Annotated in this window: 9 protein-coding genes; 5 read left to right on the top strand and 4 right to left on the bottom strand. The window is 63.5% G+C overall.

All coding sequences use genetic code 11. The features are described from left to right. The first annotated feature begins 17 nt into the window (after positions 1-17). Positions 18-2,126, top strand: coding sequence for a DNA gyrase/topoisomerase IV subunit B (locus AC0J5Z_RS14900; protein ID WP_475033571.1), 2,109 nt, complete (start codon positions 18-20; stop codon positions 2,124-2,126). Here AC0J5Z_RS14900 and AC0J5Z_RS14895 read toward each other — a convergent pair. From AC0J5Z_RS14895 to AC0J5Z_RS14885, 3 genes are all read right to left on the bottom strand, one after another. After that, positions 2,123-3,334, bottom strand: a complete 1,212-nt coding sequence (locus AC0J5Z_RS14895) for an MFS transporter (protein ID WP_475033567.1) — start codon at positions 3,332-3,334, stop codon at positions 2,123-2,125. The two genes, AC0J5Z_RS14900 and AC0J5Z_RS14895, sit on opposite strands and share 4 nt — an antisense overlap. Positions 3,335-3,455: 121 nt before the next feature. After that, positions 3,456-4,460, bottom strand: a complete 1,005-nt coding sequence (locus AC0J5Z_RS14890; protein ID WP_475033563.1) for a M56 family metallopeptidase — start codon at positions 4,458-4,460, stop codon at positions 3,456-3,458. Between the two features lie 5 nt (positions 4,461-4,465). Continuing rightward, the gene (locus AC0J5Z_RS14885) at positions 4,466-4,852 is read right to left on the bottom strand and encodes a BlaI/MecI/CopY family transcriptional regulator (protein WP_011774471.1); all 387 of its coding nucleotides are present in this window, start codon (positions 4,850-4,852) and stop codon (positions 4,466-4,468) included. Positions 4,853-5,132: 280 nt separating this feature from the next. Here AC0J5Z_RS14885 and AC0J5Z_RS14880 point away from each other — a divergent pair, with 280 nt between their 5' ends. From AC0J5Z_RS14880 to AC0J5Z_RS14865, 4 genes are read left to right on the top strand one after another with little or no spacing between them, the layout of a single operon-like run. After that, on the top strand, positions 5,133-6,737 hold the full coding sequence (locus AC0J5Z_RS14880; RefSeq protein WP_475033560.1) for a cytochrome ubiquinol oxidase subunit I: 1,605 nt from the start codon (positions 5,133-5,135) through the stop codon (positions 6,735-6,737). Between the two features lie 18 nt (positions 6,738-6,755). Continuing rightward, a complete protein-coding gene (gene cydB, locus AC0J5Z_RS14875) occupies positions 6,756-7,838 on the top strand; it encodes a cytochrome d ubiquinol oxidase subunit II (protein WP_475033558.1) in 1,083 nt (360 codons plus the stop codon). A 7-nt stretch (positions 7,839-7,845) separates the two neighbouring features. Then, positions 7,846-11,292: a thiol reductant ABC exporter subunit CydD gene (gene cydD / locus AC0J5Z_RS14870; protein ID WP_475033555.1), complete on the top strand. Its 3,447-nt coding sequence runs from the start codon at positions 7,846-7,848 to the stop codon at positions 11,290-11,292. A 9-nt stretch (positions 11,293-11,301) separates the two neighbouring features. Further along, positions 11,302-12,312, top strand: coding sequence for a GNAT family N-acetyltransferase (locus tag AC0J5Z_RS14865; protein WP_475033553.1), 1,011 nt, complete (start codon positions 11,302-11,304; stop codon positions 12,310-12,312). 3 nt (positions 12,313-12,315) lie between these two features. Here AC0J5Z_RS14865 and AC0J5Z_RS14860 read toward each other — a convergent pair whose 3' ends face one another. Next, positions 12,316-12,834 carry a DinB family protein gene (locus tag AC0J5Z_RS14860; RefSeq protein WP_475033550.1) on the bottom strand — a complete coding sequence of 173 codons (519 nt, stop codon included), beginning with the start codon at positions 12,832-12,834 and terminating at the stop codon, positions 12,316-12,318. Between the last annotated feature and the right edge of the window lie 109 nt (positions 12,835-12,943).

Raw genomic sequence — 12,943 nt, 5'->3', positions numbered from 1 at the left:
GAAGGAGCACACCGCGAGTGGCACCGAGTTCTGAATACAACGCCCGGCATCTGTCTGTCCTTGAGGGCTTGGAAGCCGTCCGAAAGCGCCCGGGCATGTACATCGGCTCCACAGACTCCCGCGGCCTCATGCACTGCCTGTGGGAAATCATCGACAACGCCGTGGATGAGGCCCTGGCGGGCTTCGGACATGACATCAAGGTGATCCTGCACGCCGACAACTCGGTGGAAATCCACGACGATGGCCGCGGTATTCCGGTGGACGTAGAGCCCAAGACCGGCCTCTCCGGCGTAGAGGTTGTCTTCACCAAGCTGCACGCAGGTGGCAAGTTCGGCGGCGGCTCCTACACTGCCTCGGGAGGTCTGCATGGCGTCGGAGCCTCTGTGGTGAACGCTTTGTCCAGTCGCCTCGATGTCCAAGTGGACCGCGGCAGCAAGACATACCAAATGTCATTCCGCCGTGGCGAGCCAGGCCGCTTCGTGGATTCCGGAGCGAAACCAAGCCCCAATGCACCCTTCGAGCCGTTCGTTGAGAACTCCGTGCTGGATGTGGTGGGCAAGGCAAAGCGCGGTGTCACGGGGACCCGCGTGCGTTATTGGGCGGACCGCCAAATATTCACCCCTGACGCCAAGTTCTCATACGACGAATTGGCGGCACGGGCGCGCCAGACATCCTTCCTTGTACCGGGCCTGAAAATCACGGTACGCGATGAGCGCAAGCTGGCCGGAACACCGGGGGAAGCCGCTGTCCATGAGGAAGTGTTCCATCACGATGGCGGCATCTCCGAATTCGTTGAGTTCCTCGCGGCGGACTCTGGAGTGACGGACGTCTGGCGCCTTCACGGTTCCGGAAAGTTCAAGGAAACCGTCCCTGTCCTCGATGAGAGCGGGCACAGCAAGATCGCGGAAGTCGAACGGGACTGTGAGGTGGACATCGCCCTGCGCTGGGGTATTGGCTACGAGACCACTGTGCGCAGCTTCGTCAACATCATCGCCACGCCCAAGGGCGGCACCCACCAGTCCGGTTTCGAAGCCGCCCTGCTGAAGACCTTCCGCAAGGCCGTGGAGACGAACGCGCGCAAGCTCAAAGCCGGTAACGACAAGATCGAAAAGGACGATATTCTCGCCGGGCTGACGGCCGTCCTGACTGTTCGGCTTGCAGAGCCGCAGTTCGAGGGACAGACCAAGGAGATCCTTGGTACCTCGGCGGTCCGGGCCATTGTGGCCAAGGTTGTTGAGAAGGAAATAAACGCAAGGCTGACCTCCGCCAACCGCAACGACAAAGCCCAGTCCGCGCTCCTGCTGGAGAAGATGGTTGCCGAGATGAAGTCGCGCATCTCGGCCCGCGTGCACAAGGAAACCCAGCGCCGCAAGAATGCCCTGGAAACTTCATCGATGCCCACCAAGCTTGCCGACTGCCGTACTGATGACGTTGCGCGCTCCGAGCTGTTCATCGTAGAGGGCGACTCGGCGCTCGGTACCGCCAAGCTTGCGCGTTCATCCGATTTCCAGGCCCTCCTGCCCATCCGGGGAAAGATCCTGAATGTCCAGAAAGCATCCGTTGGCGACATGTTGTCCAACGCTGAGTGCGCGGCGTTGATCCAAGTTGTTGGCGCCGGCTCCGGTCGCAGCTTTGACATTGACGCTGCCCGGTACGGCAAGATCATCCTCATGACCGACGCCGACGTTGACGGTGCGCACATCCGTACGCTGCTGCTGACCCTTTTCTTCCGTTACATGCGGCCCATGGTCGAGGCTGGCCGCGTGTTTGCCGCTGTCCCGCCCCTGCACCGCGTGGAAGTCATCAATCCCGGCCAGAAGGCCAATGAGATGATCTACACCTACTCGGAGGCCGAGCTTCACGTACTTCTTTCGAACCTTGCCAAGGACGGCAAGCGCTACAAGGAGCCCATCCAGCGGTATAAGGGCCTGGGCGAGATGGACGCTCAGCAGCTTGCTGAGACCACCATGGACCCGCGGCACCGGACCCTGCGCAAGGTGGGCATCGAAAGTGCCCAGCGTGCAGAGGAAGTGTTCGACCTCCTGATGGGCTCTGACGTGGCACCTCGCAAGGAGTTCATTATTGCCGGAGCGGCCACCCTTGACCGGGAGCGCATCGACGCCTAACCCCTGGTTGGCGGAACCGAGGCTTGGTGGATGGCCCCGAATGTGTGGGTGGTGGGAGCGGCGAATGTAGCCGCCCCCACCACCAAAGCCAATGCTCCCAGACCCCATGGCAGTCCGGCCGCCACGGCGACGCCGCCCACCAACAGCGGCCCCCCGGCGTCGCCAAGTTCACGGCCCAGTTCGGCGGATCCCATGGTTCTGCCAAGGCGTTCGGCCGGTGTCGCATCAGCCAGGTGGGCGAAAGCGAGTGGCGTCGATACGCCGATTCCCGAACCGATGAGCACGGCCGCGCAGTAGATCCAGGCTGCTCCCGGTAACAAGCCGGCTACCAGAATGCCCACCGCGATGGCGAGCAGGCCCGCTATCATTCCTGGCCTGTCGGCGAGTCTTCCATGATCGCGCAGCCGCCCGACGCGGGGCTGTATCAGCGCAGAAGTTACTGCCAGCACCGTGACAACGGCGACGCTGCCTGCTGTGCCAAGTCCCTCTTGTGCTGCCAGCGCAGGAAGAAAGCCAACGGCGGCCCCCAGTGCTCCCGTGGCAGCAGCCAGCACGAGGGTTGGTCCAAGGAATGACCGCTCGGTGCTTTGGCGCCACACATCGAGGATGGTGTACCTGGGGCGGGGAAGCGGCTGCAGGCGCGGGACGGAAGTAAGGGCCCAGACAGCCACCGCAAGGCCCAGGGCTGCCAAGATCCCGAAGAGGAGGCTGAAGCCGCCGGTGATGATGGCCAAGGCTCCCAGCAAAGGACCGATAGCGTAGCCGAGCCCCTTCCATGAGCCGTAGCGGCCGAAGTAGTGGCCGGTCTTGCCACCTGCGAGCCGGGCAACGCTTGCTGATGAGGCCGGTGAGAAGGCAGAAGCCGCCATCCCTTGCCCAAGGCGGGCGGCAGCGAGCATGACGGGCTGATCCGCCCCTAGACCAATCAGGGAGGCGGCAGAGAAAGCCACAAGCCCACCCACGATGACCGGTTTCGGTCCGATGCGGTCGCTGAGGGCGCCGAAAACGGGTTTGAGGAACACCTCTGCGACGTCGTACAAAGCCAGCAGGATGCCAAGAGCCAGCAAGCTCAACCCGATGTCAGCGCTCTCTGCCCCCAACCCCGCCGCGACAGCATGGGCGCCAAAGGCCGTGGTAAATCCCGCGGCGTAGAGGGGCCAACGATGGCTGGCTGCAACGGAAGGAGGAAGTGCTTCTGCGGCTTTCACACCCATGAATGTAACAGCTGCTATCGAAGCTGCCCGGCGGGAGGAAGGGAGAGAGTTCAAAGAAGGACAAAGCCTGGAGCGACGCGACGCTACCTCAAGAGGGGTCAAGCCCAACAGTCAGTTAACCCAGCAATCCAGGAACGATCAACAGGGCCGTGGGTACTGCGAGCAGTAGGGCCGAGGCCGCCAGGACCAGCGCCCGCGCAGCTTTGGTGAGGGGAGGCTTGGGGGAGAGCAGGCGGCTGACGCGTGACGCCGTCGTGCGTGGGGAGTCAGCGCCGCCGGTGGCGCTGACTGCATTGCCCTCGACGACGGCGCCCCCAACGCTGAGCGCCTGGCCGCCGCTGAGTGCCTGCCCGCCCAAGGCTGGCTGCGTGGTGCCGCTGGCAACGATCGCGATGGCCTTGATCAGGGTGCCTTTGCTTTCGGTGCGGAGTGCGACGTCGTCGGCCAGCATTTCGATCAGGGAGTTCACCGCGGTCTGGGCCAGACGGGTGGTGGGGAACCATGGCAGGGCCTGTCGCCAAGCAGCAAAGGCCCAAAGCAGGAGATCGTGGCGCTGGGACAGGTGTGCGTTCTCGTGAATCAGCACAGCCCGGAGTTCAGCTGGTTCCAGTGCTGCCATCAGGCCGTCGGAGAGTACCGTTATGGATCGGGCGCCGCCAGGCAGGCAGTAAGCAACGGGGGAGTCGTGGTTGATCACCACGGTGCCGGGGCCGTCGGCGGACGGTGATGCCAACAGGGCGAGCAGTTCGCGGTGGCGGCGGCGCTGGCGCTCAATCTTGTAATAGGTCAGCAGCAGGGTGAAGACCAAATGCGCGGTCAGCAGTGCCGCTGCGGAGAGCGCAAAAAGGTGCCAAAAGCCCAGCGCGGTGGTGGGTTCGTTATTGAAAACCATCCCAGCCAGGCTCTTGAGCCCGGCGATGAGATTGTCCCCGATAGGCTCCAGGCCATAGACGAGCATTGCCCCGATCATGGACAAGCCACCGGCCAGGGCGATCGCCTGCCACAGCACCATGGCGGTGAAAGGGGATCGTGCCGGCCACTGTGCGCGCGACAGGAGGACGGGTACTGGCCACGCCAGAATGATTGCCAGGACCGCAAGCAGGTATGAGGTCCAGAACATAGTGGCTAATTGTAGCCGAGCAGTTTGCGCAGGGTAGCGGCTTCACTTTCGGTGACGGAACCAATGAAGCGGGCCAGGACAGCCTCGCGGTCCGGAGCGGAGCCCAGGACTTCATGCATGAGTTCAGCGGTGTGGTCTGCACGGCTTGAGACGGCTTGGTAGCGGTGGGGCCGCGTTCCGCGTTCGCGCTCCACCAGTCCCTTTTTTTCCAAGCGTGAGAGCACCGTGAGGACCGTGGTCACTGCCAGGTCCTTGCCCTGATGGCCCGCGGTGCCGTCGCCGGCCTCGGAATCCTGCGCCAGAAGATCGCGCAGGGTGTTGGCAGTTGCAGCCTCCTGGCCTGCCCAGAGCAGATCCATCACTGCCCGTTCCAGTTCCCCAAGACTTGCCATCGATACGTCCCTACCTTCCGCTTTCCAGTGCAGGGTAGCTGCTGCCGGAAGCGCTCATCCAACATTCCACAATAAATCTACCGCTTTTCAGGCCTTCATTCTACGTGAGGTAGAACTATCGGCGCGCCGCGCCCGGAGGTGAACCCTTGCGCGTGGGTTACGCCACTTGAAGAATGGGTTTCGTTGCCCTCCATTTGTTCTACACTGTGTAGAAGAGAAGTTTTCTACGTGACGTAGAAGTAAGGTCATCGTACTTCGGTCCACCGCACAAAGGACAGCCATGGACGCCTTGGAAATCGCACGCTGGCAATTTGGTATCACTACCGTCTACCACTTCATGATGGTGCCGCTCACTATTGGCCTCGGCCTGGTGGTGGCTATCATCCAGACCATTTGGTTCCGCACCGGCAAGCCCGAGTATCTGCGGATGACCAAGTTCTGGGGGAAGCTCTTCCTCATCAACTTCATCATGGGTGTAGCCACCGGCATCGTCCAGGAGTTCCAGTTCGGCATGGCGTGGAGTGAGTACAGCCGTTTCGTAGGGGATGTTTTCGGTGCGCCGCTGGCCCTTGAAGCTTTGTTGGCCTTTTTCGTTGAATCCACCTTCCTGGGGCTTTGGATCTTTGGCTGGAAGCAGCTCAAGCGCGGCGTCCACCTGGCTTGCTTGTGGATCGCCGTGATTGGTTCGGTCTTCTCCGCGTACTTCATCATTGTGGCCAATTCCTGGATGCAGCACCCCGTGGGCGTTGAAATGGTGGATGGCCGGCCCGTGATGACCGACGCCTGGGCGGTGTTCACCAACAACACCGCGCTGGTGGCGGTGCCCCACACTCTCTTTGGTGCACTCGCTGTTGCCGGCGCCTTCCTGCTGGGCATTGCCTGGTACCACCTGTGGCGTCGCCGCCACGACGGCATCGACGTTGTGGGCGAGGACGGCAAGTTGGTTCCCGGCGAAGCAGCCATCCCGGGCCGCGACAAGGCTGATTACACCGTATGGATCAAGTCCCTCCGGTTTGGTGCTGTGGTGGCCATGATCTCCTTCGCGGGAACCGCCATCACCGGAGACCTCCAAGGCAAGCTGATGTTCGAACAGCAGCCCATGAAAATGGCCGCCGCGGAAGCTGCCTGCCATGACGGCACGGGCTTCTCGGTCCTGAGCGTTGGCAATCTGGGAGCCACCAACTGCGACGACATCGTGGCTGTCATCGAAGTACCCGGCATCCTCTCCTTCCTGGCCAAGGGCGACTTCACCACCGAGGTCAAGGGCGTGAACAGCCTGCTGGGTGAGTACAAGGAGAAGTACGGCACCCACCTGCCGGACAACCCGCTGTACGGTGAGCGCGCCGGACAGGAAATCCAATACGTGCCTGTCATGGAAGTGACCTACTGGGGCTTTCGCATGATGATCGGCTTCGGTGGCCTTGCCGCGTTCGCCGCTCTGCTGGCTCTCTGGGTTACCCGCAAGGGCGTGGTTCCCGAGTCCAAGTGGCTCATGCGTCTTGCCGTCTTGGGGATCCTTGCACCGTTCGGCGCAAACGCGGCAGGATGGATCTTCACCGAAATGGGCAGGCAGCCGTTCGTGGTGGCCCCGAACCCGGACATGAACGGCATTGACCAGGTCTTCATGTTCACCGCTGCAGCGGTATCGCCGGGGGTCAGCGCAGGTGAGCTCATGACCTCGCTGGTGGTCCTCACCGCCATCTATGCCGTGCTGTTGGTGGTGGAAGTGAAGCTCTTGGTCAAATACGTCCGCGGTGGCGTGGCCTCGGCGATGCCTGAACTGGCGCACGCGCACCACGGCGCCGACGACGACCAACCCGACAAGAATGACGACGGCACGGGTCCGGACAAGTCCGGAGACGACGTCCTGGCATTCGCCTACTAAAGCCAAGGGGTACTGACAATGGAACTGTTGCCAACCATCTGGTTCGTGGCCATCGCCGTGTTGTGGACCGGTTATCTCTTCCTGGAGGGTTTTGACCTCGGCGTCGGCATGCTCATGAAGCTGTTCGCCCGCCACAACACTGACCGCCGCGTACTGCTGAACACCATCGGCCCGGTATGGGACGGTAACGAGGTGTGGCTGCTCACCGCAGCCGGTGCCACCTTCGCAGCCTTCCCCCTCTGGTACGCCTCGCTGTTCTCCAGCCTCTACCTCCCGCTACTGGCAGTCCTGGCCGCCTTGATCTTCCGGGCAGTCGCTTTCGAATACAGGGGCAAGGTGGACTCCGAGCGGTGGCGCAACCGCTGGGACTGGGCGATCGCCGTCGGGTCCTTCGTGGCCGCGTTCGGCATCGGTGCAGCCTTGGCGCTCACCACTACGGGCTTGCCTTTGAATGCCAATGGGGACCGCATCGGTGGCCCGATGTCCTGGTTCAGCGGCTACGCACTCCTGGGCGGTTTCGGCGTGGTGGCGTTCGCCCTGGTACACGCCCTGGCTTTCCTGGCCCTTAAGACCGACGGCGACGTGCGGCATCGTGCCCGCCGCTGGTTTATTCGACTAGTGCCGTTCGCGGTGTTGCCGATGTTCGGCTGGATGGTGGCCGTCCAGTTCCTGAGCGGTAAGCCTTGGACCTGGGCTTTGGTGGCAGCGGCCATCGTCGCAGTAGTCCTGGCTTGGCGGCTGGCCCGTGTGGGGTCCGAAGGGCGCGCCTTCAGTGCCCTCGGCGCGTTCATTGTGTGCGCCACTGCCTCGATCTTCGGGGCAGCATTTCCCGTGGTCATCCCCTCCACCATCGATCCCGCTTTCAACCTGACCATCTCCAACGCATCGTCCTCCGACTACACGCTGGGCCTCATGAGCATCGTTGCAGCCGTTGGCCTGCCACTCGTGATTGCCTACCAGTCATGGACGTACTGGGTGTTCCGGCGGCGGGTAAGCGCAGCCCACATCCCCGAAGCCCACGGGTTCCTGCCGGCCATCGCCGCCAAGGTGATGATCCCCAAGGACAGCTCGCCAGCCACACCACGCAAGTCGGGAGAATAGCCGCCCCATGAAACCCGTGTTCCCTACCGGCCCGGCCACGCGATCGGCGCTCTACGCCATTGGCCTGATGTCCGCCCTCAAGGCGCTGTCCCTGGTGCTCATGGCCCAAGCCGTGGCGGGGATGCTGGCTGGGCTCGCCTCCGGGGGAGGGAACTCCGGCTCTGGGGACTGGAACAGCGGACTGATCTGGGGCGCGGTAGGAGCGGTCCTCAGGTCGCTGACCGTCTGGGGCCAAGGCATTGCGTCCAGGCGGGCCGCCCTGGGCGTCAAGGAGGAACTGCGGGCACGGCTGTTGAAGCGTTCGCTGTCCGACGGCGGTTCGTCGCCGGTAGCGGGAATGAACGACGGCGGCCTGGCGATCCTTGCGACGCGGGGATTGGACGCGCTGGACGACTATTACACCCAGTACCTTCCCGCGATCGTGAACTGTGCTACGGTCCCGCTGCTGATCGGGGCCCGGATCCTCTTTGCCGACTGGGTGAGTGCTGTGGTGATCGTGCTGACAGTTCCTTTGGTGCCGCTGTTCATGGTCCTGATAGGCAAGCACACCGAAGATACAGTCCGGGAGGCGCAAAGCACGCTCCGGAAACTGTCCGGTCACATCTTTGAGCTCGCCAAAGGCCTTCCCGTCCTGGTAGGCCTTGGGCGTGCCACCGAACAGCGAGCAGCCCTGGAAGATATTTCAGAGCAATACCGCACACGGACCATGGGCACGCTTCGCACGGCGTTCCTTTCCGCACTTGCCTTGGAACTCATTGCAACGATCTCGGTGGCCGTAGTGGCTGTGTTCATCGGTGTCCGGTTGGTGCATGGGGACATGGCTCTTGAAGCTGGCCTCCTGGCGCTGATCCTTGCCCCGGACTGCTATCTTCCGCTGCGGGAGCTCGGCACCGCCCACCACGCCAGCGATGACGGCCGGGCAGCCCTCGAAACCACCAACGCCGTACTGGACGCACCCTCATACGAGCGCCTGCAGGACGGTGGGCCGTCCAGCACAGAACCGTCCGGCACAGCCCAGACCGGGGTGGCGGTGAGCGGATTGTCGGTGACGTACCACGGAAGGTCCGCGGCCGCCGTCGGGCCCCTCAGCTTCACTGCAGCGCCGGGGCACGTCACAGCCCTCGACGGCGACAGCGGTGCCGGGAAGAGCACAGTCCTGGGCGTCCTTGCCGGGCTCATCGGTCAAGGACCGGGAGCCTCGGTCACAGGGACCATCTCCGGCGCGACCCCGGGGAGGGTGGCGTGGGTTCCGCAACACCCGGTCATGGCCACCGAAACTGTGCAGCAAGAGATTGTCCTCTATCTTGACGGATACCAAGGGAACGAAGCCGAGGCCGTGACCCGCGTCCTCCGGAAGACCTCCGCCGAACACTTGGCAGCCCGGAACCCAGCGGAACTGAGCCCCGGAGAATTACGGCGGATTGCGCTTGCCCGTGGATTGGCCCGGGTGGAAGCCGGCGCTGCACTCTTGCTGCTCGATGAGCCCACCGCCCACCTGGACCAGTACTCCGCCAGCGTGGTCCGTCGCGCCATAGAGTCGCTTCGTGGCAACGTCACCGTGATCCTGGTGGCCCACGACGCCGCCACCCGTGCGCTCGCCGATCACCTGGTACCTGTAGGGCGCAAGCACCAGCACCAGCACTCGGTACCTGCGGTGGCCAGCATGAGCACTCCGTGCGGGGGCGCCACACAAGCCAGCGCTGGTGCAGACCCTGCGAAAGCGGCTACGCCCCAGAGTGACCTCCATTCGGTTCCCACGACCAGCAGCCTGCATGATCTCCTGCGGACTCTGCGACCCGTACGTTGGAAGTTCGTTGCCGCAGGTGTCGTGGCCGTCCTGGCCGCCCTCTTCGCAGTGGCTCTGTCAGGTCTGTCCGGGTGGCTGATCATTCGTGCCAGCGAGCAGCCGCCTATTCTCTACCTCCTCGGAGCGATCGTCGGAGTCAGGTTCTTCGGCATTGGAAGGGCCGTTCTGCGTTACTGTGAGCGACTCTTGACCCACGATGCCGTTTTCGCTGCCATGACCCGACTCCGCGGTGTTCTGTGGGCATCGCTGAGCCGCAGCGCGCTGTCCCTCCGGCGCCTCCTCCAAGGCGGCAACGTGTTGGGCTCCATCGTGGACGACGTGGACACCCTCCGCGATCTTCTGCCCAGGGTTGTCCTCCCTCCCGTGACTGCCCTGGGAGTCGGGGCCGCGGCGATCCTGGCCACGGCAATCGTTTTGCCAGCGGCCCTGCCGGCGGTGGTGGCAGCCGCAGTCGTCGGCCTGGTCCTTGCCCCGACCCTTGCAGTCCTGGCTGACAGGAACGCAGCCAAGGCTGAACAGCAGATGCGTTCAGTGGTGCTTCGGGGAGTGGCCGCAGCCCTCGATGCCCGTGCGGAACTAAGCGCCAACGGTGTGGGGGAGCCGGTCCTCGGTGCACTGCGTGACAAAGACCGCACCGCCACCCTCTCTGCACAACGGTCGGCATGGGCTGAAGGGCTCGGCCAAGCAGTGATTGTCCTGGCTTGCTCGATGGCCGCGTTGTGGGCGGGCGTCCTGAGTGCACCCGCCGTACTGGAAGGTGCTGTTCCCCCGGAACTGGCAGCTGTCATTGTCCTCATGCAACTAGCCATGGTTGAACCCTTTGGTGGCATCGTTTCCGCTGTGCGCCAAGCCCCGGCGCTCGCAGCCGTCCTAGGGCGGGTGGCAGCATCCGGCGCTTTGGACACCCCGGATTCAATGAACCCTCCGGAAGAGCACGACGGCGGCACGCGTCGCCTGCCTGATCGGCCCGGCCGGGCGGGACTGGAGTTGCGGGGTGCGTCAGCGTCATGGCCGGGTGGCCCGAAGGTCTTTTCCGGTGTGGATGCTGTTGCCGAGCCCGGCCGCTGGCTTGCCGTGACCGGACCCTCAGGCGCAGGGAAGTCCACGCTCCTCTCCGTGCTCCTCGGATTTCTGCCGCTGACGGAAGGAACTGTGAAACTCTCCGGCACAGCGGCGTGGTGCCCCCAAGAAGCCCACCTGTTCGACTCCACTATTCGGGGCAACCTCTTGCTGAGCCGGCCGGCCGCAGAAAAGCCCAGCGAGGCCGAGATGCACAAGGCCCTGGCCGACGTCGGCCTTGACTCAGTGGTGGAAGCGTTGCCGGATGGGCTCGATGCCCGCATCGGTCCCGGTGGTTCTTTCCTGAGTGGTGGTGAACGGCAGCGGCTTGCAATGGCCAGGACGCTCCTGACCGGAGCTTCTGTCTTGTTGCTGGATGAGCCTACTGCCCACTTGGATGCGGGCTCTGCGCGGGAAATGATGGCCATTCTGCGCAACGGACTCAGGGACGTCACCGTTGTCCTGGTCACCCACGATCCAGAGGACATTGATCCGGCAGATGTGCGGCTCGAGTTGCCTGCGGCCCAAGCTGCCATGGCACAAATACAGCGCGCGTCGGAACTGGTGGGAAGGCCTACTCCTCAGTAGCCTGTTGGCATGCCTTTCGAAGCCGCAAGCCAAGTCATGCCCGACGCCGTTGCAACCGGCCTGAACTGGCGACCAGCCACCATGGAAGACCTCGATAACTGGGCAGGCCTGATTGCCCGGACTGCCGCCGTCGAGCAGCCCGTCTGGTATGAGAAGCGGGGCGACCTGGCCCACGTTCTGGAGTCCACCAAGAACCCGGCGGAGACAAGCACGCTGCTGGGGCTGGACTCCCACGGCGTGGCCCGCGCCTACGGGCGCATTGTCAAGAACCCCGCTGGCGACAAGGCCACCGGAATGGCGTGTGTCGACCCGGAGTGGCAACAACGAGGCATCGGCTCCGCCGTCCTGCTATGGCAGGAAGGACAAGTACGCGCCCGGTTCCAAGCCGATGAAGCTGCTGGTCACACAACGGCGCCGCCCCGTCTCCGTATCCAGACGGAGGAACAGCACGAGCATCAGGCAGCACTCCTTATGGGTCATGGCTACGGTGCCGTGCGCTGGTTCAACGAAATGCACCGGCCATTGTCAGGGCAACTGCCTGTTGTCCCGCTTGGTGCCGGACTTGAGCTCAAGACTCTGGAGCCATCGCTTTTTGAACCGGTGCGCCAAGCCCACAACGATGCGTTCAGGGACCACTGGGGGAGCGAGCCGCGGGATGAAGAATCGTGGCGCTTCACCATCGAGGAGCCTACCGCCCGGCACGACCTCGGTGCGGTGGTGATCGACCAAGCCACGGGCGAGGTCGCCGGTTACCAACTGACCAGCTTCGATCCCGATTCGGCTGCCGACCGCGGGTTCAAGGAAGGCTACACAGAGCTCCTTGGCGTGCGGCGTGCCTATCGCGGCCGGGGGATAGCCCAAGCGCTGCTTGCCGATGCCATGCAGCGATACGCTGCGGCGGGGATGGACGTTGCGTCACTGGACGTGGACTCAGCCAATCCCACCGGGGCCCTGGAACTTTATCTTGGCATGGGTTACACGCCGGTGAACCGGAGCATGACGTGGGAGAAGATGCTCTAGTTCCTAGCCGTCCACATCGTGAAGGTGGTGGACAACATCGTGGAGGAAGTACTGGGAGAACGTCAGTATGGTGAATGAGGATCCATTGCTGCGCGTTCCCGTGCGTTGCCAGTCGTCCTCCGTTACCCGGGCGAAGGATGCGGCAATCTCCTTGCCTTCTGCCTCGAGTTCGTCGGCCACCGTTCGCGGATCAGCGGTGCCGTACTCGCCGTCGATCGCGGCCTGGTCCTGGTCCCAGTTGGCAAACCGGGCGCCATCCTCGGTGAGCATCAGGTTGAGACGCTGGTCGAAGAGGCTGAAGACGTCCCGGACGTGGCATGCGTACTCGAGGTTGGACCATGTGTGGTCATTGGGACGTGTGGCTACATCCTCCCGGCGGAGCACGGCCCGCCACCGCGGGAGCATGTTCAGGATGGTGCCGGGCACGGTGGAAGGAGTCACCGTCGCGGAGTCGAAACCGCACTCGGGGCAGGGCTTCGAGAGCACCCAGGTCCAGTCTTTTTCATCAGGGATGATCGGCATGCGGCCAGTCTAAGCTGCTCCGGCCCGCACCCCTGCGCAGCCCACGAAATATGGTGTCGTTTTGCAATTACTTACGGACCCTCCCAAGAGTAAAGTTCGTTCCGGGGGG

The organism is Paenarthrobacter sp. TRD_SC_7 (genome assembly GCF_056156245.1).
Note: the sequence above shows the minus strand (reverse complement) of the source record. Positions and strands in the feature narration are given on the sequence as shown.